This window comes from Lelliottia nimipressuralis (assembly GCF_004115925.1).
GTDB classification, from domain to species: domain Bacteria; phylum Pseudomonadota; class Gammaproteobacteria; order Enterobacterales; family Enterobacteriaceae; genus Enterobacter; species Enterobacter nimipressuralis.
In genome coordinates, this window is the sequence record NZ_SDDX01000020.1 from 91573 (window position 1) to 114704 (window position 23132).

22 protein-coding genes and 2 pseudogenes are annotated in these 23132 nt (G+C 56.8%); 7 read left to right on the top strand and 17 right to left on the bottom strand.

Translation table 11 applies throughout. The features are described 5' to 3' along the window. Positions 1-102 precede the first annotated feature (102 nt). Positions 103-1053, top strand: a complete 951-nt coding sequence (locus tag ETG88_RS16390; RefSeq protein ID WP_100778242.1) for a LacI family DNA-binding transcriptional regulator — start codon at positions 103-105, stop codon at positions 1051-1053. Positions 1054-1083: 30 nt separating this feature from the next. On the opposite strand, the gene ETG88_RS16395 is transcribed toward ETG88_RS16390, so the two are convergent. The 5 genes from ETG88_RS16395 to ETG88_RS16415 all read right to left on the bottom strand — a co-directional run bounded on the left by ETG88_RS16395 (position 1084) and on the right by ETG88_RS16415 (position 7849). Further along, positions 1084-1380, bottom strand: coding sequence for a YicS family protein (locus ETG88_RS16395; RefSeq protein ID WP_100778241.1), 297 nt, complete (start codon positions 1378-1380; stop codon positions 1084-1086). 157 nt (positions 1381-1537) lie between these two features. After that, positions 1538-2902, bottom strand: a complete 1365-nt coding sequence (locus ETG88_RS16400) for an efflux transporter outer membrane subunit (protein ID WP_102105104.1) — start codon at positions 2900-2902, stop codon at positions 1538-1540. Between the two features lie 2 nt (positions 2903-2904). After that, on the bottom strand, positions 2905-6012 hold the full coding sequence (locus tag ETG88_RS16405; RefSeq protein WP_129035801.1) for an efflux RND transporter permease subunit: 3108 nt from the start codon (positions 6010-6012) through the stop codon (positions 2905-2907). Next, positions 6012-7133, bottom strand: a complete 1122-nt coding sequence (locus tag ETG88_RS16410; protein ID WP_129035802.1) for an efflux RND transporter periplasmic adaptor subunit — start codon at positions 7131-7133, stop codon at positions 6012-6014. Before ETG88_RS16410 ends, ETG88_RS16405 begins: the two co-directional genes overlap by 1 nt. Before the next feature lie 146 nt (positions 7134-7279). Then, positions 7280-7849, bottom strand: coding sequence for a TetR/AcrR family transcriptional regulator (locus tag ETG88_RS16415; RefSeq protein WP_102105101.1), 570 nt, complete (start codon positions 7847-7849; stop codon positions 7280-7282). 200 nt (positions 7850-8049) lie between these two features. Between ETG88_RS16415 and ETG88_RS16420 the strand changes: the two genes are divergently transcribed. From ETG88_RS16420 to ETG88_RS16440, 5 genes and pseudogenes are all read left to right on the top strand, one after another. Beyond that, on the top strand, positions 8050-8457 hold the full coding sequence (locus ETG88_RS16420; protein WP_129035803.1) for a GNAT family N-acetyltransferase: 408 nt from the start codon (positions 8050-8052) through the stop codon (positions 8455-8457). Between the two features lie 152 nt (positions 8458-8609). Continuing rightward, on the top strand, positions 8610-9419 hold the full coding sequence (gene nlpA / locus ETG88_RS16425; protein ID WP_100778235.1) for a lipoprotein NlpA: 810 nt from the start codon (positions 8610-8612) through the stop codon (positions 9417-9419). A 206-nt stretch (positions 9420-9625) separates the two neighbouring features. Then, positions 9626-10597: pseudogene (locus ETG88_RS16430) on the top strand (ShlB/FhaC/HecB family hemolysin secretion/activation protein); the annotation flags it as partial. After that, positions 10590-11828: pseudogene (locus ETG88_RS22545) on the top strand (VENN motif pre-toxin domain-containing protein); the annotation flags it as partial. The pseudogenes ETG88_RS16430 and ETG88_RS22545, both read left to right, overlap by 8 nt. A 769-nt stretch (positions 11829-12597) precedes the next feature. After that, the gene (locus ETG88_RS16440) at positions 12598-13029 is read left to right on the top strand and encodes a hypothetical protein (protein WP_129035806.1); all 432 of its coding nucleotides are present in this window, start codon (positions 12598-12600) and stop codon (positions 13027-13029) included. Positions 13030-13176: 147 nt separating this feature from the next. Here ETG88_RS16440 and ETG88_RS16445 read toward each other — a convergent pair whose 3' ends face one another. From ETG88_RS16445 to ETG88_RS16500, 12 genes are all read right to left on the bottom strand, one after another. Beyond that, complete coding sequence (locus tag ETG88_RS16445) at positions 13177-14136, bottom strand: YbgA family protein (protein WP_129035807.1); 960 nt, start codon at positions 14134-14136, stop codon at positions 13177-13179. Between the two features lie 12 nt (positions 14137-14148). Further along, entirely contained in the window at positions 14149-14679 is a 531-nt protein-coding gene (locus ETG88_RS16450) for a DUF3833 domain-containing protein (protein ID WP_129035808.1), read from the bottom strand. Next, on the bottom strand, positions 14676-15203 hold the full coding sequence (locus ETG88_RS16455; protein ID WP_129035809.1) for a chalcone isomerase family protein: 528 nt from the start codon (positions 15201-15203) through the stop codon (positions 14676-14678). The genes ETG88_RS16450 and ETG88_RS16455 overlap by 4 nt, the downstream gene beginning before the upstream one ends. Further along, positions 15200-15685 carry a DUF2878 domain-containing protein gene (locus ETG88_RS16460; RefSeq protein ID WP_129035810.1) on the bottom strand — a complete coding sequence of 162 codons (486 nt, stop codon included), beginning with the start codon at positions 15683-15685 and terminating at the stop codon, positions 15200-15202. The genes ETG88_RS16455 and ETG88_RS16460 overlap by 4 nt, the downstream gene beginning before the upstream one ends. Continuing rightward, a complete protein-coding gene (locus ETG88_RS16465; RefSeq protein ID WP_129035811.1) occupies positions 15682-16902 on the bottom strand; it encodes an SAM-dependent methyltransferase in 1221 nt (406 codons plus the stop codon). Before ETG88_RS16465 ends, ETG88_RS16460 begins: the two co-directional genes overlap by 4 nt. Beyond that, entirely contained in the window at positions 16899-17621 is a 723-nt protein-coding gene (locus ETG88_RS16470) for a DUF1365 domain-containing protein (RefSeq protein ID WP_129035812.1), read from the bottom strand. Before ETG88_RS16470 ends, ETG88_RS16465 begins: the two co-directional genes overlap by 4 nt. Then, the gene (locus ETG88_RS16475; protein WP_129035813.1) at positions 17618-18883 is read right to left on the bottom strand and encodes an NAD(P)/FAD-dependent oxidoreductase; all 1266 of its coding nucleotides are present in this window, start codon (positions 18881-18883) and stop codon (positions 17618-17620) included. Before ETG88_RS16475 ends, ETG88_RS16470 begins: the two co-directional genes overlap by 4 nt. Beyond that, positions 18880-19599: an SDR family NAD(P)-dependent oxidoreductase gene (locus tag ETG88_RS16480; RefSeq protein ID WP_129035814.1), complete on the bottom strand. Its 720-nt coding sequence runs from the start codon at positions 19597-19599 to the stop codon at positions 18880-18882. The genes ETG88_RS16475 and ETG88_RS16480 overlap by 4 nt, the downstream gene beginning before the upstream one ends. Next, complete coding sequence (locus ETG88_RS16485; protein ID WP_100778225.1) at positions 19596-20030, bottom strand: nuclear transport factor 2 family protein; 435 nt, start codon at positions 20028-20030, stop codon at positions 19596-19598. Before ETG88_RS16485 ends, ETG88_RS16480 begins: the two co-directional genes overlap by 4 nt. Positions 20031-20214: 184 nt before the next feature. Then, complete coding sequence (gene uraH, locus ETG88_RS16490) at positions 20215-20625, bottom strand: hydroxyisourate hydrolase (protein WP_129035815.1); 411 nt, start codon at positions 20623-20625, stop codon at positions 20215-20217. Between the two features lie 98 nt (positions 20626-20723). After that, a complete protein-coding gene (locus ETG88_RS16495; RefSeq protein ID WP_100778223.1) occupies positions 20724-21452 on the bottom strand; it encodes a MerR family transcriptional regulator in 729 nt (242 codons plus the stop codon). A gap of 52 nt (positions 21453-21504) precedes the next feature. After that, positions 21505-21942, bottom strand: a complete 438-nt coding sequence (locus tag ETG88_RS16500) for a hypothetical protein (protein WP_107702548.1) — start codon at positions 21940-21942, stop codon at positions 21505-21507. Between the two features lie 137 nt (positions 21943-22079). Between ETG88_RS16500 and ETG88_RS16505 the strand changes: the two genes are divergently transcribed. Next, positions 22080-23078, top strand: coding sequence for a class I SAM-dependent methyltransferase (locus ETG88_RS16505; protein ID WP_129035816.1), 999 nt, complete (start codon positions 22080-22082; stop codon positions 23076-23078). Positions 23079-23132: the final 54 nt, after the last annotated feature.

Below are 23132 nucleotides of genomic sequence, written 5' to 3' on the forward strand. Positions count from 1 at the left end.
TTCCATGGAAAACGGAAACGGATATACTCCGGATTGGCTATAATGTGAGCCGAAGCGGTAACAGGAATTACAGGGCTACGTGGGTCCTGACAGGGGAATATGATGTCTACAATCAACGATGTATCACGTCTGGCCGGGGTGTCCAAAGCCACGGTGTCACGGGTGTTGAGCGGGTCGCGCGGCGTGAAGGAAGCCAGCCGTGAGGCCGTACTGAAAGCGGTGGATGAGCTGAACTATCGGCCCAACGTCATAGCGCAATCGCTGTTGAGCCAGTCCACCGGCTGTATCGGCGTGATCTGTGCGCAGGATAATATCAACCAGACCACTGGGTATCTTTACGCGCTGGAAAAACAGCTCAGTCAGCACCAAAAACATCTGCTGCTGCGCTTCGCCAACACTAAAAGCGAGGTGCTCAACGCGCTCGATGAACTCTCCTGCGGCCTTTGCGACGACATCCTGATTATCGGGGCGCGTTTCCCGCTGCATATCGATCAGGATAACGTCATCCTGGTGGACTGCATGGAGTCCGATAACGCCAACAGCATCCAGTTTGACCACGCCTTTGCCGCCGAAACCGCCTGTAACTACCTCACCAGCCAGGGCCGTCGGCAGATTGCCTTAATTCAGCCACAGGGCAGCGGTTTTGCCGATCAGGTGCTGCTCGGGTACAAACACGCGCTGGAGAAAAACTTCCTGCCGTTTAACCGCAATCTGGTGTTTATGGACGCCACTTCATCGTCCGTGGCGTTGCAGGAATTACTGAATAACGCGACCACGTTGAATTTCAACGCGTTGCTGGTGGCGGATGAGCAGGAAGCGCAGCGCGTGATCCCGCAATTGCAGGCGTTTAATAAGTCGGTTCCGGAAGACATCATGGTCTTTAGTCTCGCCGGATCGCTGCATCTTCCGGGAATTCCGACCATTCCGGCCATCGAATACTCCATGGATGCGATGGCGGCGCGGATTGTGGCGTGGCTGAATGAGAAAACGCAGATGCTCGGCTCTTACGTCTTGCGCGGGGATCTGATTATCCCGGATATGCGCAAACGCTAATCAAAAAAAAGCGTGAAGCACGCTTCACGCTTAGTAATCCTCCATGCAGTCCACTTTGCCGACGGCTTCCCAGTAGTTATCCAGGTTGTCGCGCTCCATCGCCAGCACGGCGTTTTTCACCAGCAGCTTGTTAGCCTCGGATGACATGATCATCGCCTGCCACTCTTTGTCCGTCTGCTTGCCCTGAGGCGAGCACACTTTCTTGATATCTTTCATCACGGCCTGGCGGATTTTCTCCGTTTTTACTGGGTCTTGCGTCTCCCTGGCGTGGACGAAGGCGGCGAAAAGCAAACAGATAACCAGACAAAACAGGTGAGCAGCTTTCATTGAAACCCCCGGAGTAAAACGCGCATTGTTCTCTGAAATATATCGTTACATTCATCAAAGCGATTCAAGCCGAAAGTATGATTCTGGACAGACACAGGTATGAGACGTTTTAAGCGTAGCTGGAGTTTTTGCCGGGCATCAGCGCCCGGCAAAAGATTTATTGGATGCCACCGCCGAGCGATTGCCAGAGGGTCACGCGGTTGGTGAAGTCCGTCTGTTGCAGGGCGATCAGCGACGTCTGCGCCGACCACAGAGACCGCTGCGCGGTCAGTACGGTCAGATAATCCCCCGCACCCGCCTGATAGCTGCGCGTCGCCACATCCAGCGTTTTCTGCTCCGCCGCGACGTATTCCCGCTGGGCGTCCAGCTGCTCGCTGAGCGTTTCCCGCCGCGCCAGCGCGTCGGCAACGTCTTTGAACGCGCTCTGAATGGTCTTTTCGTAGGTGGCGATCAGCCCCTTTTTCTCCGCTTCGGCATACCGCAGCTGCGCCAGATTGCTCCCGCCGCTGAACAGCGGCAGGGTGATCGACGGTGCGAACGACCACACTTTGAGGCCGTGGCTGAACAGAGATGACAATGAATCGCTGCCAACCCCGGCGCTGGCGGTCAGGGAAATGGTCGGGAAGAAATTCGCACGCGCCGCGCCAATACTGGCGTTGGCGCTCAGCAGATTGTGCTCAGCTTCCTGAATATCCGGGCGGCGCAGCAGCGCGCTGGAGCTGACACCCGCCGGGATCAAGGTGATGGCGTTGTCGCTCAGACTCTCCAGCGTGCCCGGCAGCAGCGCGTCTGGCACCGTATCGCCCGCCAGCAGATTAAGGGCGTTTTTATCCTGCGCGACCAGCGTCTGGTAACTCGCCACGCTGGCGCGCGCCTGCTGATACACCGCCATCGCTTCGCTGGTATCCGTCGCCGCCGCCACGCCCACTTCCTGCTGGCGTTTCACGATTTTTAGCGAATTGGCTGCGCTTTCCATGGTGGATTTCGCCAGCGCCAGATTGCTGTTATCCGCCGCCAGCGTCAGCCATGCGGTGGTCAGCTCGCTAATCATCGTCAGGCGTGTGTTTTGCGCCGTGAATTCGCTGGCGAGCCAGGTTTCCCGCGCGGCGCGGGAGAGGCTCTGGTTGCGGCCAAACAGGTCCAGCTCAAAGCTCGACACCGCGCCGTTGGCTTCATCGCTGGTGGTGACGCCACCGGCCAGCGTCCGGCTGCGGGTATGGCTCAGCTCAGCATCGACCGTCGGGAACAGGGATGAGCGCGTTTCGCCATACTGGGCGCGGGCGGCGTCGATATCGGCAATCGCTTTTTGCACGTCGCGGTTGCTGTTAAGCGCCATCGTCACCACGCTTTTTAACCGCGCATCGTTCACCACCTGCTGCCACTGGCTGACGACCGCGCTGGCCTCGCCGTGGCTGCCCGGCAGCGTCGCCGGGACGGGCGCATCCGGGCGCTGATAGGTCGGGTCCAGTGAGACACAGCCTGCGCTCATCAGCGCCAACACTAAAACAGAAACACGAAACATGATTACCTCCGGTTTGCGTGCTTACCGGAGAACAGACGCTTCACCAGTACAAAGAATAACGGGACAAAGAAAATCGCCAGCAGCGTTGCCGCAAGCGTTCCGCCGATGATGCCGGTGCCGATTGCCACGCGGCTGTTAGCGCCCGCGCCCGTCGCGACCGCCAGCGGCGTGACCCCTGCGATAAACGCCAGCGAGGTCATGATGATTGGGCGCAGACGGGTCTGGGCGGCGCGCAGGGCGGCGCGCGTCAGGGAGTACCCTTCCGCCACTTTGGCTTCGGCAAACTCGACAATCAGAATGGCGTTTTTCGACGACAGGCCGATGGTGGTCAGCAGCGCCACCTGGAAGTAAACATCATTGTTCAGACCGCGCATCGTCGCGGCCAGCGCCGCACCGAGCACGCCGAGCGGAATGACCATGATCACCGAGATTGGCACCGACCAGCTCTCGTACAGCGCCGCCAGGCACAGAAACACCACCAGAATCGACAGGGCGTAAAGGCTCATCGCCTGGCCGCTGGCCAGTTTTTCCTGCAACGACAGGCCGCTCCACGCCCAGGTGGTGCCAGCGGGCAGTTTGTTCGCCAGCTGTTCCATGGTGGTCATCGCGCTGCCAGAGCTGGAGCCGCTGGCGTTCTCACCCTGAATTTCATACGCCGCAGAGCCGTTGTAGCGCACCAGGCTTTCCGGACCGTATTCCCAGCGGGTGGTGGCGAAGGCGGAAAACGGCGTCATGCTGTCATCGCTGCCGCGCACGTACCATTTGTTGAGATCCGACGGTGCGGCGCGGTAATCGCTATCGCCCTGGATGTAGACCTTTTTGACGCGGCCACGGTCGATAAAATCGTTCACGTAGGTTCCGCCCCAGGCGCTGGAGAGGGTGCTGGTGACATCGCTCAACGCGAGGCCGAGAGAAACGGCTTTGTTGTTGTCGATATCGACCTGCAGCTGCGGCATCTGTGGCAGATCGTTGGCGCGCACCGCCTGCAGCGACGTGTTTTTATTCGCCTCACCAATCAGCTGATTACGAAACGCCAGCAAGGTATCGCGATCCGTATTGCCCGTCGCCATCAGCTCAAAGGTAAAGCCGTTGCTCTGGCCGAGACCGTCCACGGACGGCGGCGTCATGGCGAACACGGTGGCATCACGAATGCCGCCCAGCTCTTTGCTGGCGCGCAGGGCAATCGCCTGTGCGGTGTTTTCGCTGCCCTTACGTTCGGACCAGTTTTTCAGCGACACAAACGCCATCCCGGCGTTCTGACCGCTGCCGCTAAAGCTAAAGCCCTCAACGGTGAAAATCACATTGGTGTTGTCTTTCTCTTTGCTGAGGAACCAGTCGGTGACCTTGCGGCTCACTTCGGCGGTGCGCACGGCGGTCGCGCCTGCGGGGAGGGTGTACTGCACCATGATTTCGCCCTGATCTTCCGTCGGCAGGAAGCTGCCTGGCAGTTTCCACATGGTCAGGGCCATCGCCCCGCACAGGACGGCGAAAATCGCCATCATGCTGCCGGAGCGGCGTAACACGCGCAGGACACGGTGCTGATAGCCACTTTCTGTTCTGCTGTAAAAGCGGTTAAAGGCACCAAAAAAGCCTTTCTTGTGCGGCGGTGTGTGGCTGAGAACCGTGCCGCACAGGGCCGGGGTGAGCGTAAGCGCCACCACCACCGAGAGGATCATCGCCGAGATAATGGTCACGGAGAACTGACGGTAAATCACCCCCGTTGAGCCGCCGAAGAACGCCATCGGCAGGAACACCGCCGAGAGCACGAGGGCAATCGCCACCAGTGCGCCGGAGATTTCACCCATCGATTTTTCGGTCGCTTCGCGGGCGGGCAGGCCCTCGTCACGCATAATGCGCTCGACGTTTTCCACCACCACGATGGCGTCATCCACCAGCAGGCCGATGGCCAGTACCATCGCGAACAGGGTTAATGTGTTGATGGAGTAGCCGAACAGCGCCAGCACGCCGAAGGTGCCGAGTAGCACCACCGGTACCGCCAGCGCCGGGATCAGCGTGGCGCGGACGTTTTGCAGGAACAGATACATCACCACCACCACCAGCACGATGGCTTCGAACAGCGTCTGAATCACATCCTCAACGGAGATTTTGATGAACTCGGTGCTGTCTTTCGGGTAGGCGACGTCATAGCCTTCGGGCATTGCACGTTTGAACTCGGCGATTTTTTCTTTCACTGCGGTCGCGGTACTCAGGGCGTTAGCCCCAGGCGAGAGCATCACCGCCACGCCAGCCGCCGGGTGGCCGTTCAGCTTCGCGGTTGCGGTGTAATCTTCGCTGCCCATCTCAACGCGGGCGACGTCGCCGATGCGCACCACCGAGCCGTTGGACTGGCTCTTGATGATGATATTTTTAAACTGATCGACGGTTTGCAGGCGCGACTGGGCGCGCACGGTGGCCGTCAATTGCTGTGCATTCGACGACGGCAGCGCGCCAATTTTCCCGGCAGAGACCTGCACGTTCTGCGCTTCAATCGCCGTTTGTACGTCGGACGGCATCAGCGCGTACGAGGCCAGCTTCGCCGGATCGAGCCAGATGCGCATCGCGTACTCCGCGCCGAACACCTGCAAACTGCCCACGCCTTCCACGCGCGCCAGCGGGTCCTGCACGTTACTCACCAGCCAGTCGGCAATATCTGAACTGCTGGCTTTGTCGGTTTTGTCGTACACGCCCATGATCAGCAGGAAGTTGCTCTGGGATTTCACTACCGTGATGCCCGACTGCTGTACTTCGCTCGGCAGGCGCGATTCGGCCTGCTGAACTTTGTTTTGCACCTGCACCTGGGCGGTATCCGGGTCGGTACCCTGTTCAAAGGTGACGTTGATGCTTACGGAGCCGTCGGAGCTGCTGGTGGAGGTGAAATAAAGCAGGTTATCCAGGCCTGTCAGCTGCTGCTCAATCACCTGGGTGACGCTGTTTTCCAGGGTCTGGGCGGAGGCCCCCGTGTAGGTAGCGGAGATTTTCACCGACGGCGGCGCAACGTCCGGGTACTGCGCGACCGGCAGGGTGCGGATCGCCAGCATCCCGGCGAGCATAATCAGAATGGCGATCACCCACGCAAACACCGGGCGACGCACGAAGAAACGGGAGAACATCAGGCGTCTCCTCCGGCGGTTTTGATCTCTTCGGCTTTCACTTCCTGCCCGGAGGCCACTTTTCCGGTGCCTTCTACGATCAGCTTATCGCCCGCCTTCAGCCCGCTCAGCACCAGCCATTTGTCGCCGTAGGTTTCCCCTGTTTGCAGCGTGCGCTGTTCGACTTTGTTGCTGCCGTTCACGACCAGTGCGGTGGCGTTGCCTTTGGCGTCGCGGGTAATGCCCTGCTGCGGTGCCAGAATCGCGTCATCCATGATGCCCTCGTCCAAGTTGGCGCGAACGAACATGCCCGGCAGAAGCTGATGCTTCGGATTGGGGAAAATCGCCCGCAGGGTGACGGAGCCGGTGGATTCATCAACAGCCACTTCCGTCAGGGCCAGACGGCCCTTTTCGCTGTAAGTGCTGCCGTCTTCGAGGATCAGCGAAACGCTCAGGGTATCGCTGTTGGTGGACAGCGTTTGCTTGCGTAATCGCAGCAGATCGGCGCTCGAACGTGTGAGATCGACGTACATGCTGTCCAGCCCGCGAATGGTCGCCAGAGCCGTCTCCTGCTGGGCGGTCACCAGTGCGCCCGGCGTGACGGACGAAATACCGATGCGCCCGCTAATCGGCGCGGTGACGGTGGTCCAGTTCAGGCTGATGCGCGCGCTCTCCAGCGCGGCTTTTTTAGATTCGACGCTGGCCTTGTCCTGCGCACAGGTGGCCTGTGCATCTTCTGCATCCTGGCGCGAAACGCCATCGTCCTTCACCAGCTGCGCATAGCGCCTGGCTTTCTGGCAGTCGGCCTGCACCAGCGACTGGGCCTGTTTCAGCGCGGCGGCGGCTTCGTCGTAGCTCGCCCTGAAACTGGCTGGGTCGATCTGATACAGGGCCTGCCCGGCTTTCACCGTATCGCCTTCATTAAACAGCCGCTTCTGGATGATGCCGCCCACCTGCGGACGTACTTCCGCGCTCAGAGCGGCGCTGGTACGCCCGGTAAGCTCACTGACCACCGGGACGGGCTGGCTCATGAGGGTGACGATCCCCACTTGCGGGAGTGCGCCTTCTGGCGCGGATATTTGTGCATTATCGCAACCGGTCAGGAGAAATAATGCCGCGATGGCGGTTGTTAGGGTTTTCATACTTTTTTCCAGGGTGAACGACGCCTGTCCCGTTAATGGCTTAACGAGATGAGGAGGTTTTAAGGCACAGCGATGCCGCATCTCCGCGATTCGCGGAAATGAAAAAACGGGAAATAGCTATTTCCCGGTGATGAGTTCAGGTTTAATTAATTCACAATGAGAAGCATATTGAGTATTTCCCGATAAATTTTTTCTAATTCTTCTGCTGATACTTTTTGTGGGGTTAATCGACGATAGATGGAGCCTTCCATCATCACGGCGATAATTTCCACGCAGCAGCGAATGCGCTCGTCGCTCAGGTGCGGGCACTGTTTTTTCAGGTGCTCGCAGGCGTTGGCAAACATGCGCGCGTCGGCTTCCACCAGCATCGCCGCAACCAGCGGATTGCGGGTCGCTTCGGCAGACATTTCCAGCATCAGCGCATCGTCGTCTTCGCTCAGAGTCTGGCGCCAGGCAAGGATCTGCGGCATGCGGTCGGTCTGGGTTTTGCCTTCCATCTCGGCGATGCGGTAGTCGATAATGCGGCGGATCATCTCTTCGATAATGGCATCTTTATTGCTGAAATAACGGTAGATTTGCCCGACGCTCAGCTTCGCCTCGCTGGCGATTTGCGACATGCTGGCACCGTGAAAGCCGCTCGCGCGAAAGCAGCGCCGCGCCGCGGTGATGATCTCGTCCTGCCGTAGTTTCTGCCGTTCTTCAAGCGTTGTGCTCATCGTTTACCCGCCGCGCTGAGAGTGAGAATGATCGTTCTCATTTTTGGTTATTATACGTTTCAGGAAGGTACAGGAAAGCAATTTTTTTTAATTTCATATTGAAAGAATATTTCTACTGCGAAATAAAGGAGAGAATAAGGAGTTTTTATGAAGATAAAGGTGTGCGATATTCAGATTGCGCTGAAAATAAGGAGAACAACATGTACTTGAGCCTTACGGATACCATTACTGAAGCCGATAAAGAAGAACTCCTGAATGGATTACGATCCTATAACCGGCAGTATATCGATTTTTCTGCGGTCGGTGGCGATATCGCCGTTTATGCACGCGACGACAGTGGCGTGATGACGGGCGGATTGATCGGCAATCGCAAAGGCGAATGGCTGAATATTCAGTACCTGTGGGTAAGCAACGACGCGCGCGGTAGCGGGCTGGGGAGTCAGCTGATGAATGCCGCCGAAGAAGAAGCCCGCCGCCATGCGCTGGTGGATACGTTCAGCTTTCAGGCGCGTCCGTTTTATGAAAAGCAGGGGTACACACTGCAGATGACGCTGGAGGATTTCCCTTATCAGGGCATGCAGCGGCACTATCTGGCAAAAGATCTGTAACGGCGGATGCCCGGTGGCGCGGTGTGACCGGGCCTGCCATTCAGACAGTACCGATATATAACTTTTCCTTCTGGTTGATTCTTTTTCGGTTTTTAGCGTACCGCTTCGTTGTCGATATAGTCGTTCAAACGTTTTTCAAAAGGATCTGTCTCGTGAAACTCTCTTTACCTCGATGTGGTGCATTACTTCTGGCGGGCGTTCTGCTTGCGGGCTGTGATCAAAGCGGCAGCGATGCCAAACATATTAAAGTCGGCGTGATTAACGGCGCAGAGCAGGATGTGGCGGAAGTCGCCAAAAAAGTGGCGAAAGAGAAGTACGGGCTGGATGTGGAGCTGGTCGGTTTCAGCGGCTCGCTGCTGCCCAACGATGCGACGAACCACGGCGAACTGGATGCGAACGTCTTCCAGCATCGCCCATTCCTGGCGGAAGATAACAAAGCTCACAACTATAAGCTGGTCGCGGTGGCAAATACGTTTGTCTTCCCGATGGCAGGCTACTCGCGCAAAATCAAATCGGTTTCGGAACTGAAGGATGGTGCGACCGTTGCGATTCCAAACGATCCTACCAACCTGGGCCGCGCGCTGTTGTTGCTGCAAAAAGAGAAGCTGATTACGCTTAAACCCGACGTCGGCCTGCTGCCAACGGCTCTTGATATTACCGCTAACCCGAAAAAGCTGAACATCATGGAGCTGGAAGGCGCGCAGCTGCCGCGCGTGCTTGACGACCCAAAAGTGGATGTGGCGATCATCAGCACCACTTACCTCCAGCAAACCGGGCTGTCGCCGGTGCATGACGGCGTGTTTATCGAAGATAAAAACTCGCCTTACGTGAATATCGTGGTAACCCGCGAAGAGAATAAAGACGCGGAAAACGTGAAGGAATTTATTCAGTCGTACCAGTCGCCAGAAGTGGCGAAAGCGGCGGAAAAAATCTTTAACGGCGGCGCGGTTCCAGGCTGGTGATCGGAGGGCGGGAGTGCCCGCCTTTTCATCGTGAACTCTCTATGGCCCCCAAAGGATATATTAAATATCCTTGGGATATAATCCATTATCTTACCGCAGTCACAACTTGAATAAAAACTCACGCCCTATCTAAAATTGAATTTACTCAAAATAAGACTCATCTTATAGTGCGATTAATTCGTCTATTCAGCTATTTCAGGGAAAGAATGAGTAGCCCATTCAAGTGTTTTGAAATAATTTCTCCGGTAAATTATATTATCGCTTTTATCGTTGGAAGTATTTTATCTTTTGCTGTACAGGCTGCACCGCTTTCACCCTCAGACCGTGATGCTATTCAGCAGCAGCAACAGCAATTGTTATTACAAAACCAGCAACAACGTGATGAGCTTGAAAGAAGTATTCCGCTGCCGAAAGCCGTCCCCACGGCCCCTGCTGTCAGCGACGCTGGCCCGTGTTTTACTGTCCATACAATCAACCTCACCGGTGTCACTATTATGCCGGAAAAAACCCGTGTGAAGCTGCTTGCGCCGTGGCAGGACCAGTGTCTGAACATGGCAAAAATAACTGAATTAACGGCACATATTTCTGACTGGTATATCAGCCGAGGTTACATCACCAGCCGTGCGTTCTTGACCGAGCAGGATCTTTCAAGTGGTCAGCTGAATATTGTAGTGCTGGAAGGAAAACTTGAAGCGATTCGCCTGGAGGGGAAAACGCCGTTGATGCTTAAAATGGCGTTTCCTGGACTGACAGGGCGCATTCTAAATTTGCGTGATATAGAGCAGGGAATGGAGCAAATTAATCGTTTGCGTGCTCAACCCGTTCAGATTGAAATTATTCCTGCATCACAACCTGGATATTCAGTCGTTAATCTCACCGCTCAGCCTGAATTTCCGTTAAGTGCCAGTCTTAGTCTGGATAATAGCGGGCAGAAGAGTACCGGTGATGAACAACTTAATGGCGCCCTCACGGCGAATAATATGCTGGGCCTGGCGGATAAATGGTTCGTGAGCGGCGGACGCAGCAGCGATTTCGCAACGGCATATGACGCGCAGAATTTCCAGGCGGGTGTCAGCGTTCCGTTCGGCTATGGGTTGTTTGATTACAGCTACGCGTGGAGTAACTACCGCACCACGATAGATAACATGGGGTATCAATGGGTCTCCACTGGCGATAGCGGCAGGGGGTAGCTTCACCTTTGGTTCGATGAGTGGCTCAGGCTATATCAACGCTAGCCAGGACAAAATGAAAAGCCGCTTCGATTCGGTGGCCGAGCAGACCGGGCTGTTTGCCGGTGACGGCGGTTTTGATATTACCGTCGGCAATCACACCCAGCTCGACGGTGCGGTTATCGCGTCCACAGCCACGGCGGATAAAAACAGCCTCGATACCGGCACGCTTGGGTTTAGCGATCTGCAAAACGAAGCGGATTATAAAGTCAACCACGCGGGCATTAGCCTGAGCGGCGGCGGTAGCTTTGGCGGCGATCAGTTCAAAGGCAATATGCCGGGCGGGATGATCTCGGCGGTAAGCCATAGCGGGCACGCGGAAGGGACCACGCAGGCGGCAGTGGCGAACGGGTCGATCACCGTGCGCGATCAGGCGAACCAGAAGCAGGACGTGGCAGATCTGAGCCGTGACACCGAACATGCCAACGACAGCATCAGCCCAATCTTCGATAAGGAGAAAGAGCAAAACCGGCTGAAGGCGGTGAGCTTAATCAGCGACATCGGCAGCCAGGCGGCGGATATCGCGCGGACGCAGGGTGATATCAACGGGCTGAAGAAAGCCCAGAGCGAACTGAAAACGACACTGCCAGCTAATGCGACAGAGGAACAACGGCTGGATTATCTTGCGAATCTGCGTAATTCGCAGGCGTACAAAGAGGAAATGCAGCAGTACGGTACAGGGAGCGATATCCAGCGTGGTATCCAGGCGGCGACGGCAGCGCTTCAGGGACTGGCGGGTGGAAATATTGCGGGTGCCCTTGCGGGGGCGAGTGCTCCACAGCTGGCGCATATGCTGAAACCGACCGAAGGTAGTCCCGTTGTCAATACAATTGCACATGCCATTCTCGGCGGAGCAGTGGCGGCATTGCAGGGTAACAATGCGGCGGCAGGAGCCATGGGCGCTGCGGCGGGAGAAGTTATCGCCCGTCAGCTTTACCCGGATGTAGCGAAAGATAAATTAACGGAAGAGGAGAAGCAGACGATCAGCGCGCTGGCCTCAATTTCCGCGGGAATTGCGGGCGGGTTGACGGGCGACAGCGCATTGTCCGCAGCAACGGGCGCGCAGGCCGGGAAGAATGCGGTGGAGAATAACTATCTGAGTGTCGGTAGTCCTCAGAAGTACGTTGAACAGCTCAAGGCGTGCCGTGGAAATGCGAACTGTGAGCAGACTATCCGCAAGGATATTGCCAAAGAATCATCAGATAACGTTCAGAAGCTGAAAGCCTGCTGGGATGCTGGTGATACTCAATGTGTTGCACAAATGCGCAATCAGATTGAGCTGAGCCAGCAGGCTTATACTGATCTGCGCAAGCAGGATGAGTTGGTTGGACGCACTTATGAGGCTTCTGCAAACTGGTATGCAGATATTATTGATCAGTGTTCTGGAAAATGCGGCTGGCTCGAAGCGGCGCTGGCAAAAACGACGGCTGAAGGACTCACTAACGCTGTTTATGGCACACTGGGTGCGGGGAGCCTGCCAAAGCCAGGACAGACGGTTAAGCCTGTCGATCCAGCAAACAATCCCGTCATTCAGCTTGAACGTCCGACGACGTCAGGGCTTAAGTTGACCTCCGATCCGGATAGAACAACCACTGTACTGGGAACCTATCGGGACGACACAGGGGCTATTATCAAAGAGCTTGGATTGCCCAAATCGACAGATCTTGGCGGTAGAAAAGGCGGGTTTAATTTATTAAATACACCTGATGAATTGTATCAAAACCCAACTCAGTTTTGGAAAGAGTACAATAAGCCATGGCTTGATAACGCTATAGCAAGGAATGATCCGATAGTGCTTGCGACAAAGCCAAGTAATGATAATTTATATCGACTGGATAGTGCCACGGGCAAAAGTGAGTTGACGGGCTTTGGACGAGAGTTTAATTATCTGTTAGACCATGGTTACTCATTCGATAGCAAAACAATGCAGATGATAAAGGGTAAATAGCATGAACCAATATTTATCACCATTTTGCGAAATTTTTGGCGATATTATTAAGCGCTATGGATTTAATGTGACTGCGTTTGATAATGATACTATCATTATGGCCGGGAGAGGCTATCAACTGGTCTTTGTTATATGGCGAGAAGCGGTTGAAATAAGCTACTGTGTGATAAAAAATGATACTGAGGTTGTCACTTATAACGTCAGGGATTTCATTATTACTTATATGACAGATGCTGACCGGACAATATCAGAAATCACGTTTACTGCGGATCAAAATGAAGTGTACAAAAGAAATATCTACAGTCTTAATCACTTCGCAAATGCATTGAAAAACCATTTTCCCGATATGCTCGAAGGGCGTATGGATTGGCTTGAATTATTTGAAAAGTCAGAATGGTATCGTGAACCAAGAGTCGAAAACAGAAAAGCCTGAGGTGTTGGGATGATTTTAATACTCACTCTGGTGTGCGGGAGCGGTGTATTCATTTTTTGAGCCAAAAAAAAGACGACAGTGAGGTTTGTCGTCTAAAGATGCTACCTGTAAGGACCTTTTGGGCTTGGGGTCTCTCGTTTTGGACTATCAGCTAATGGCCAGCCGCAGGCCTAAGTCTTGCGGGTACGGGTCGAAGTAGTTTTGCGTCAGGAGATAGCGGTCCGGGTGCTCAGCCAGATAATGTTTCAACAGCGTGAGCGGGGCGAGGATCGGCAGCTGACCGGCGCGGTAGTTGAGGATAACTTCACGCAACTCCACGCGCTGGCGGGTATTGAGCTGTTTACGGAAATAGCCCTGAATGTGCATCAGCACGTTGGTGTGGTTTTTGCGCGACGCGGGCTGTTTCAAAATCGCCATCAGTTTCTCACGATAGACCGCAAAAAAGGCATCCAGATCGTCCCATTCGTGAAGCGACGCCACAAAAGGCCCGATCTCGCGATAACCGGCTTGATTATGTGCCAGCAGTTGCAGCTTGTAGCGGCTGTGAAAAGCCAGCAGCGCACCGCGTGTCAGGCCGCTGGCGCGGAGCATGTTCAGCTCGTGCAGGGCAAATACCCGCGCGATAAAGTTCTCCCGCAGTACCGGATCGTGCAACCGCCCGTCTTCCTCCACTGGCAGCCACGGATATTTTTCCTGCATCGCGGCGGTGAAGAGGCCGTTTCCCTCTTTCTGGCCAGGATTTCCCGCTTCGTCGTAGATGCGCACGCGCTCCATGCCGCAGCTTGGCGATTTGGCGCAGACGATGAAACCGGCGTAATCGGCAATACCCGGCAAATAGTGCCCGGCAAACTCGGCCATTTTATGGGTGATGTCTTCATGGGGGGCCTGGGTAAAACGCATGTGCATCTCACTGTCGGGCGTTTTGACCAGCCGCAGCGCCGGGCGAGGGACGGGCAAGCCCACCGCCATTTCCGGGCATACGGGTTTAAATGTTACCCATTGCGCCAGTGCATCCATCAAAAAGCTCATGCGTTTATGTCCGCCGTCGAACCGTACGGCTGAGCCGGTCAGACATCCGCTGATACCGAGAATGGGTTTATTGTTCATGGTGTTGTCCCCTTACTGCTCGTTGCGGGTGAAGAAAATGGTCACCGTTCCGACGTTAAAGCCAAACTTCGTCATCGCGGTTTTATTGAAGAGGTGTTTGCCGTCCTGCAAATACATCCAGTCGTCGAAGTGCAGTAGCCAGGTTTTGCCGTCGGCTTTGACGTTCATGCTGTAGCGCCAGTTGAAGGCGTTTCCCGCCGCCTGGCCGGTCGCCACGCCCTCGATATCCCCCGCACGACCTTCAAAGCGATCGGCGCTGACGCGCCGGATATGCCATACGCGCTGCTGTTTTTCGCCATCGTCATACACAAACTGCTCGTTGAGCGTCAGCGTATCGCCGCTGACCTCGCCCTTGAGATCGACGTGGAAGCGGCGAATTTGCTTCCCGCTGCGATCCTGCACCATTCCATAGGCTTCGGTCTGGCCCTGAAAATAGTGGAAGATATCGAGCCGCGGTTGCTGATCGTGGTAATCGTTAATGTCCGCGCTACAGCCCGCCAGCAGCGTCATCAGCACCAGGCCGAGAGTCAGAAAACGTTTCATGGTTTACCTCCGAGCAACTGCAGTCGTAGTTCGGGATATTGCGTACGAGGACCGAGCCAGATCGCCAGAAAGCGCTCGCTGAAGGTCGCCGATTGCGGTGGGCCGAGCGGTGTGAATGCCGAACGGTCGGTCGGGGCGCGATACCAGAATTGCCCCTGCCCGTTATTCACGACAAACGCCAGCTGGCTTCCCTGATTTACATTGGGCCAAATTGCCTGCAGCCTGCGCAGCCATTCGGCGCTGTTGGGTTCACTGTCCAGAATGCCCTGTGCCTGCCACTGCTCGCGGGTGGCGTCGACCAGTTCGTCACGGCTGATACTGCGCTGATAGGTAATCAGCAGCACCTGATCCTGTTGCAGGCCGGTATAACGCCCATCCGGGGTGCTCAGTTGGGAGCGATAAACGTTAAACGGGCCCCAGGTGAGGGTCGCCTCGCCCACTTTGCGCCAGGTGAGCCAGTCGGCGGCGTGCGCCGCAGGGAGCGCGGCAGCCAGCCAGAGCAGAAGCAGCAAAGCGGATCTCATCGTTGCCTCCCCACCAGCAGATGGAAAAAGAGAATCAGTACCAGCCAGCCCATCGCCATCCAGCTCAGGACGATGAATGACGGTGCCTGAAAGGTGATCGCGCCCAGCCGCTCGCCGAGAAAATAGGCCACCGGACCGCCGGCGGTGCCCATCAGAACCAGCAGCCAGCGCGGCAGCGCGGTGGTCGTCGTGAGCTGGGTCCAGACGCAGGCGAACATCAGCCAAAGCGCCATCATCCAGAGAGGCAAAATCCCTTCGCCGTTGAAGCGCAGCAGACCGGTCAGCGACCAGAGGGTGTCCAGAGAACTCCCGGCGACCGCCAGCATAAGGGCGAAGAGTCGCTGGACCGGTTTCAGCATCAGGCAGGCCAGCAGCGCCAGCGCGAGCCACACAATCACTCCCCGCTCACGAAACATCACCACCAGCGTCCAGTAGAGATCGAACGCGATGGCGAGGACGAAGACCTGCACATGGCGGTTCATACGCGCTCTGCCGTCAGTTGCACCACGCTGATGGTGCGGGCGTTGAACCCGGCTTCGCAGTAGCCCAGGTAGTAGAGCCACATGCGGCGAAAACGCTCGTCAAAGCCGAGTTTTTCGATCTCCTGCCAGGCGTGGAGGAAGCGCGTGCGCCAGTGTGTCAGGGTGCGGGCGTAGTCCGGTCCCATGTCGAAAAGGTTGCGTACCACGAAGTCCGTGTGGCGCGTCATCAGTTCGTTCATCGCCGTAATGCTCGGCAAAAAGCCGCCGGGGAAGATGTAGCGCTGAATGAAATCGACGCTTTTGCTGTAGTCGCGATAGCGCTGGTCCTGAATGGTGATCGCCTGAAGCGCCATTTTGCCGCCGGGGCGCAGGCGGGCCTGGCAGGTGCGGAAAAACTCCGGCAGAAAGGTTTTGCCGACCGCTTCGATCATCTCAACGGACACCAGCTTGTCGTACTCCCCGGTTAAGTCGCGGTAATCACACAGCAAAACCTGGACTTTATCCTGCAACCCGGCGCGGTTAATCCGTGCCTGCGCCCAGCAAAACTGCTCGTAAGAGAGCGTGGTGGTGGTGACCCGACAGCCGTAGTGGCGCGCGGCGAATTCGGCCATTGCTCCCCAGCCGGTGCCAATCTCCAGCAGATGATCGTCCGGCGTCAGCGCCAGCTGATCGCACAGGCGGGCCATTTTTGCCTTTTGCGCGGCCGTCAGATCCTGATCCGGCGAGGTAAAAAGGGCGCTGGAATAGAGCAGCTCTTCGTCGAGAAACTGGGCATAAAAGGTGTTGCCGAGATCGTAATGGGCGGCAATATTTTCCCGCGCCTGCTGGCGATGGTTGCGGCGCATCCAGTGGCGTAGCCGTTCGACGGGCTTGCCCAGCAGTCGAAAACCGCTCTCCAGCCGCCCCAGCGTTTTACCGTTAAGGGCGAGGATGTGCAGCAGCGTGGTGAGCTGATGCGTCTCCCACTCGCCGTCCATCCAGGCTTCGGCGGCGGCCAGACTTCCGCCCGTCAGCAGTCGCCGGTAAACGGAGGAGGAGAGAACCTCCACGTCGGCATGCAGGGCCGCGCTGGCGTCGCCAAAATGGAACGTCTGGTTACCTTCGCGTACGGTCAGCGAACCCTGTTGTAAGTCCCCCAGCAGGCGGAACAGCAGCCAGCGCGCCATGCGCGCGTTGCGCGGATAGTCTGGCTCAAACGCATAAACGGGATCGGTCATGAGCGTTCACTCCTGCTGGTGGGATGGGGATGGATGGGTACGCGTTTGAGCCACAGCCGCAGCGCCTGCCAGTAAATGGCGAGGACGGTTTTGAGCGTCATGAGCGGAATGCGCCACAGCAGCGAACTCAGCGCCGCACGTGTCAGAGGTTGACGAGTGAGCATCAGCGTGGCATCAAACACTTTTGCTTCCTGATGGTTCTCAATGTGCATGAATAAGGTTTTTGCCGGGCGATTGAAGCGCCAGTGGTACACCATATCCATTGGATTGAACGGCGAAACGTGGAAGGCTTTCGCCATCGGGCGCGCCTCCTGCCCGTTTACTGCGTAGTAATGCCGCTCGTTCCACGGCGTGTTGCGCACTTCGGCGAGCACCCAGCGCAGGACATCCTGCTGGTCAAAGCAGTAATAAAAATTGACCGGATTAAAATGAATACCGAAATAGCGCAGCTGGGTGAGCAGCATCACCCGGCCATCGGTGCGCTCACCGGTCAGCGTCTCCAGCCTGGTGAGCACCTGCTCTTTGAGCGGCTCGCCCAGCGGATAATCGCGATCGTAAAACGACGCGGCGGCAAAGCGGTTACGGCGAATGCCCAGCGACGGCAGGCGCGTCAGCTCGTCGAGATCGAGCCACGCCAAAAAAATGCTGTAGCGGAAATGGTGCGCTCGCGGCAGCAGACGGCGGTGGCGAAGCACGCCCTGATAGAGGCAACTGTTCATGTTCCTTCCCCTCCCACTCCTGCGATCCCCGTCACCACGTCGAGCGCGCTGCGCACGCCATCCTCGTGAAATCCGTTGTACCAGTAGGCACCGCAGAACCAGCTTCGCTGCTGGCCGTTGATCTCGGCGCGGCGCGTCTGGGCACGCCAGCTTTTTGGGTTGAACTGCGGATGTTCATACACAAAGCGTTGCCAGACGTAACGCTCGTCGATGGGAGAATCCGGATTCAGGGTGACGCAGAACAGCGGCGCGCCCTCTGGCAGCCCTTGTAAAATGTTCATGTTGTAGGTCACGCAGGCGCTGTTTTGTTCCCGATCGTTCAGACGATAGTTCCAGCTTGCCCAGGCTCGTTCACGCACCGGCAGCCAGCGTTTGTCGCTGTGCAGCACTACCTCGTTACGCTGCCAGCCGATGTCACCGAGGATCTGTTTTTCCGCGAGCGAGGGATTAGCCAGCAGCGCCAGCGCCTGGCGGGAGTGGCAGGCGAAAATGACCTGATCGAAGGTGTGAGTCCCGTCGGCAAGTTCAATGTCAACCTGGTGGGGGTGGCGGATCACCTTCTGCACGAGTGCATCCGTGCGCAGCGTCAGGCGAGTGCCCAGCTGCGTAACGAGTGCGCGGACATATTCGCGCGATCCGCCGGGCACCACGTACCACTGGGGACGATGGGTGATGTCCAGCAGCCCGTGATTCTCAAAAAAGCGTAAAAACAGGGCGAGCGGAAAACGGCGCATCTCCTGCAACGAGGAGGACCAGATCGCCGCGCCCATCGGCAGAATGTAGTGCCGGGCGAAGAAAGGGCTGAAGTGGTGCTGTTCCAGGAACGTTTGCAGCGTGTCGTTATTGCTGGTGCCCTTATTCAGCGTCTGTTTCGCCAGTTTGTTAAACCGCACGATGGATTTCAGCAGCCGCCAGAAGGTCGGGTTCAGCAGATTGCGCCGCTGGGCAAACAGGCTGGAGAGCGTGTGGCCGTTGTATTCCAGCCCGCTGGCCGGGTTATGCACAGAAAAGCTCATCTGCGTTTTTTGCCCGCTAATACCCAGCTCGCCCAGCAGGCCCATAAAGCGGGGATAGGTGCGGTCGTTGTAAACGATGAAACCGGTGTCGATGGAAAAATCTCCCGACGGCGTGGTGACATCGACCGTGGCGGTATGGCCGCCGACGGTGGTGGCCGCTTCGAACAGCGTCACCTGATGGTGCCCGGCCAGCCGCCAGGCGCAGGTCAGCCCGGCGATCCCACTGCCGATGATGGCGATGTTCATGAGCGCACCATCCTGCGCAGCAGCGCGTTCTGCACAAACGGCGGCAGGGACGCCAGCAGCCGCAGGATCACACCAAACCCGGCAGGAAACGCGATGTGCGTTTTGCCTTTCGCCACGCCACGGCGGATGGCGGCAACGGCCTGCTCTACGCTGACTTTGCCGGGCATCGGGAAATCATTTTTACGGGTGAGGGGCGTGTCGACAAAGCCTGGGGAAACGACCGTAACGGCCACGCCTTTAGGCTCCCAGTCCAGACGCAGGCTGTTGGCAAACCACGTCAGCGCTGCTTTGGATGCGCCGTAAGCCTCGGCGCGTGGGAAGTGCAGCCAGTGCGCCATGGAACTGACCAGCACCACGCGGCTACCGGGCGCAAGTTGATCCTGAAGCGCGGCCAGGCAGTTCACCGGGCCGAGAAAATTGGTGCGCATGACCCGCGTGACGCGATCGATGTCGATCGACCCGTGATCGAGATATTCGCAGGTTCCGGCGCACAAAACGGCGAGATCCACGGGGCAATCGGCCAACGCGTCGCGACAGGCCTGTGCGTCGGTCATGTCAAACTGACGCAGGGAGATTAGCGGGCTGTACTGGCGCAGGGCCTCAAGGCGGGCAGCATCCCTGCCGCAGGCGATGACGCGGCAGCCGTCATCCGCCCAGGACTTCGCCAGCTCCTCGCCAATCCCTGAGCTTGCGCCGGTGATGAGGACAGTCATCATGGGCGCACCCTCCTTTTCACACCGCGAACCGCCCAGCCCAGCACCGGCAGGTGTTCGTAAATCATCTCTCCGGCATCGTAATAATCCCGCTGGCGTTTCACTGTGCCGTCCTGCACGTCCACCACGGAACAGCCTGGCAGAGCCAGCGTATTACCCTCCGTTAAACGGGGATGCGACCAGTGCATGGTCCAGGTGAGCGCGAAACGGTCACCGTCGGTAAATGGCTTATCGATGGAGAAATGACACTGGTCCACATTGGCCAGCAGATGGGTGAAGTAACGCTGGATCGCGAACAGCCCCTGATGCTCACCGAAAGGATCAATCAGCACGGCTTCAGGATGATAGAGCGCAGGCAGCGCCGAGGGCGGCTGGTTGTCCAGCTCGGCGTAATAACTCACGAACCGATCGATGACGGTGTGCACGGCGCTCATTGACTCACCTTTGCGGTTGACGATCCTGAAAAAACCCAATAATTAAAACTTACACAAACAATGATATTTGTCCAAGTTTGATTTGGATTATTTATAAATTAGTGATTTATTTCAATTGGATAGGAAAGGTGATTTTTGCGGGGATTAATGCGCTCCCGATAGCGGGGCAGGAGCGCAGGACGAATCAGCTGCCCTTGTAGGTGGAGTAGCCGTACTGGCTTAGCAGCAGTGGAATATGCAGTTTTTCGTTGGTGGTGGTGACAGTAAAGAGCACCGGGATCTCAGGGAAAAACGAGGATAATTTCTGGCCCTGGAAGTATTCACCGGTTTTAAAGGTCACTTTATACACGCCGGGCTGCATATCCTGATCCTGCGGATACAGGGATTTAATACGTCCATCGTGATCGGTTTTGCCGCTCGCCAGCGTGGTCCATTTTCCCTGCTGCTGTTTTTCCAGCGTGACCGTGACATCCGGCGGCGGTGTGCCCGTTTGCTGGTTAAGGATATGGACGCTCAACGTACCCATCGGGGCGCTAAAAGCGACTGGGGCAAAGGCGAGGGAGGATAAAAGCAGCAGGCCGGAGACTTTATTCATGTTGTTTTCCTGTTGAGTGATGAATACAGGAAAACGTTAGCATTATGGCGGCAGGAAAATATTCAATCTTTTGTGATAACTGGCGCGGGAAATAGCCTTTACAGGGTGATGATTTCCAGAGAAATACCCTGTTCCTGCCACTGCGCAATCTGTTTTTTGCGCGCGACGGTTAATTTGCCGGTGGTCACCAGCAGCCATTTGCGGTCCGGAAAAATTTCCGGTGCCAGGGTTGCGGGCGGTATCGGGAGAACGTCGATGCGGTGGCCTTGCCCCGTGCGTTTTAGCGCTTCGAGCCAGATTTCACACGGGTCGTTAAGATGCCAGCCGGTGATCAGACAGTTATCGCCCGGCGCACGTTTATCCCCTTCGAGGCAAAACGACGTGTAGGCAATGATGATGCCGTCGAGGATTTCCCGCAGGGTCATGATCGCCGGGATATTCGCGGAGACCTGACTGCGCAGCGGGCGCAGGACTTCGGTCACCAGTTCTGGCCGTGGGGATTCGCGGCCTGAGTCGTAAATCAGCTGGCGCAGGGATTCGATTTTCCCCTCTTTCAGGCGCTGCAGCATGCTCTCCTGCAGGGTGAGCCAGTTATTGGTGCGCCGTGCGCCAGGCCGCGCTAGCAGCGGTTTTACCTGGCTGACCGGTACGCCTTTTTTCACCCAGTCGAGAATTTTCAGCGCCTGTTGTACGTCGTCATCGCTGTAAAGACGGTGTCCGCCATCGGTGCGAAGCGGTTTCAGCAAACCATAGCGACGCTGCCACGCGCGCAGCGTGGTCGCGGTGATGCCGCAAAGTCGGGCGAATTCGCCGATGGAGTAAGACATGGAGTGCGCCTGATGACCAAGTTAACTCTCAATATACTACGAATTCCGCTCGTTACGAGCACATGTGATTGAACGGCCCCGGCGGGCAGGGGCGCAATATGGCGTGTACGTGGTCCTCTTTGAGCGTGTACATGCCGCCCGAGAACGGGTCTACGACAAGCCAGCCCGGTACGCCGAAGAAAAGGATATTCCCGAAGGTGTACCAGTGGCTGAAGCGGTACTCGAGCGGCATCATCGTCGAGTAATAGCCCTCCTGTTTCAGCGTCAGGGTGTATTCCCGTTTGCCGAAATAACTGCCGTCGGATTTTTTCAACACCACAGATTGCGGCGTTTTGCCGGTGGCGATCAGTTCGCCGTTGCGATCGATGACCGCGTAATATGCCTCCGTCGGGGTGCTGTCGATATACAGCGTCTCTTCGTTGCTGCCGACAATGCTGGCGCAGCCCGTTAGCATCAACGGCAGCAGCAGCCGCCAAACCTGTTTTTTCATCCCGATCGCTCCTTCATGTATAGCGATTCAAAGCGGCACAGGTGAGCTGAAAATTAAGGCATATCGTGCATTTTTCGTAGGGCAATGCCGTACCGTTTGCATAGACTTCCGTTTAGGGTCGAACGGGGGGTTACGAGATGAACTGGCACTCTTTTCGCGGTGATGCACCGGCAAATATGACAATTTACAGCGCATCGTTTCCTGATATCAGCGATCAATGGCCGATGAAAGACGATGTCACGCGGGAGATTAACGCGCTCAATCTGGCCATGAAAGCCGACCCTGAGCTGCTGCCCCCGCTACTGGAAGAGGGCGAAAACGGTCTGCCGAGGCTGATTCCGCAGCATGTTCATTCCGAGCGAGCGTTCCGCACACGCCCGGCGATGGCGGCCTGGCGCGCGCGGCTGGTGCCCTCTGCGCTGGCGCTGTTTGTGGTGCAAAACCCGCTGGAAGAACGTCTGCCCGAAGGCACGCGGATGGACAGCGAAAGCCGACAGTGGTTTATCCACGCCAACGACGCCATCGGCGTGCGCTCCCGCGCGCAGGTGCTGGGCGCGCTGGTGGAGAAATACATTCACAATGAGCTGGAAAGCGACTGGATAAGCCTGGCGAGCGGCGCGGCGATCCCGGTGCTCGAGGCACTTCGCACGGCAAAACTGGACGGGCAGAAGGTGCATCTCTCGCTGGTGGACGATGACCCCGTCGCCCTGCGCTGGGCAGAAACCATGGCGGCGCAGGAGGGGCTGGTGGTGGGGGAACAATTGACGTTGCTCAAGCGCCATCTGATTCATCATTTCATCCGCAGTGACGATTTACTGCTCGAGCTGGGTGAACATCAGGCCGAACTGGTCGACGCGCTGGGGATTTTCGAATATTTCAACGACACCGATGCGGTGATCTTCCTGCAACGCGCCGTACGACTGGTGAAGCCCGGCGGGGCGGTGATTGTGTCGAATATGCTCACGACCAGCCCGCAAATCGACTTTATTTTGCGCTGCATCGGTTGGGCACACATCTACCCGCGCACCTTGCAGCAGTTGCAGGATATCCATCTTGCGGCGGGTATACCTGCGGAGAACGTGAAGGTGATTGTGCCGAAAGATGGGGTTTATGCTGTGATGGAGGTTAGGGTTTGATTTGGGGCTTCTGCAATGCCGGGTGGCGCTTCGCTTACCCGGCCGACAAACCCG

Bases quoted from the DNA above. Each gene is read 5' to 3' on its own strand.
- ETG88_RS16485 (WP_100778225.1), bottom strand. From the start codon at position 20,030: ATGAGCGCCGTGCACACCGTCATCGATCGGTTCGTGAGTTATTACGCC.
- ETG88_RS16405 (WP_129035801.1), bottom strand. From the start codon at position 6,012: ATGTTCTCCCGTTTCTTCGTGCGTCGCCCGGTGTTTGCGTGGGTGATC.
- ETG88_RS16465 (WP_129035811.1), bottom strand. From the start codon at position 16,902: ATGACCGATCCCGTTTATGCGTTTGAGCCAGACTATCCGCGCAACGCG.
- ETG88_RS16420 (WP_129035803.1), top strand. From the start codon at position 8,050: ATGTACTTGAGCCTTACGGATACCATTACTGAAGCCGATAAAGAAGAA.
- ETG88_RS16495 (WP_100778223.1), bottom strand. From the start codon at position 21,452: ATGTCTTACTCCATCGGCGAATTCGCCCGACTTTGCGGCATCACCGCG.
- ETG88_RS16475 (WP_129035813.1), bottom strand. From the start codon at position 18,883: ATGAACATCGCCATCATCGGCAGTGGGATCGCCGGGCTGACCTGCGCC.
- uraH (WP_129035815.1), bottom strand. From the start codon at position 20,625: ATGAATAAAGTCTCCGGCCTGCTGCTTTTATCCTCCCTCGCCTTTGCC.
- ETG88_RS16440 (WP_129035806.1), top strand. From the start codon at position 12,598: ATGAACCAATATTTATCACCATTTTGCGAAATTTTTGGCGATATTATT.
- ETG88_RS16415 (WP_102105101.1), bottom strand. From the start codon at position 7,849: ATGAGCACAACGCTTGAAGAACGGCAGAAACTACGGCAGGACGAGATC.
- ETG88_RS16505 (WP_129035816.1), top strand. From the start codon at position 22,080: ATGAACTGGCACTCTTTTCGCGGTGATGCACCGGCAAATATGACAATT.
- ETG88_RS16500 (WP_107702548.1), bottom strand. From the start codon at position 21,942: ATGAAAAAACAGGTTTGGCGGCTGCTGCTGCCGTTGATGCTAACGGGC.
- ETG88_RS16390 (WP_100778242.1), top strand. From the start codon at position 103: ATGTCTACAATCAACGATGTATCACGTCTGGCCGGGGTGTCCAAAGCC.
- ETG88_RS16455 (WP_129035809.1), bottom strand. From the start codon at position 15,203: ATGAGATCCGCTTTGCTGCTTCTGCTCTGGCTGGCTGCCGCGCTCCCT.
- ETG88_RS16450 (WP_129035808.1), bottom strand. From the start codon at position 14,679: ATGAAACGTTTTCTGACTCTCGGCCTGGTGCTGATGACGCTGCTGGCG.
- ETG88_RS16395 (WP_100778241.1), bottom strand. From the start codon at position 1,380: ATGAAAGCTGCTCACCTGTTTTGTCTGGTTATCTGTTTGCTTTTCGCC.
- ETG88_RS16410 (WP_129035802.1), bottom strand. From the start codon at position 7,133: ATGAAAACCCTAACAACCGCCATCGCGGCATTATTTCTCCTGACCGGT.
- ETG88_RS16480 (WP_129035814.1), bottom strand. From the start codon at position 19,599: ATGATGACTGTCCTCATCACCGGCGCAAGCTCAGGGATTGGCGAGGAG.
- ETG88_RS16470 (WP_129035812.1), bottom strand. From the start codon at position 17,621: ATGAACAGTTGCCTCTATCAGGGCGTGCTTCGCCACCGCCGTCTGCTG.
- ETG88_RS16400 (WP_102105104.1), bottom strand. From the start codon at position 2,902: ATGTTTCGTGTTTCTGTTTTAGTGTTGGCGCTGATGAGCGCAGGCTGT.
- ETG88_RS16445 (WP_129035807.1), bottom strand. From the start codon at position 14,136: ATGAACAATAAACCCATTCTCGGTATCAGCGGATGTCTGACCGGCTCA.
- ETG88_RS16460 (WP_129035810.1), bottom strand. From the start codon at position 15,685: ATGAACCGCCATGTGCAGGTCTTCGTCCTCGCCATCGCGTTCGATCTC.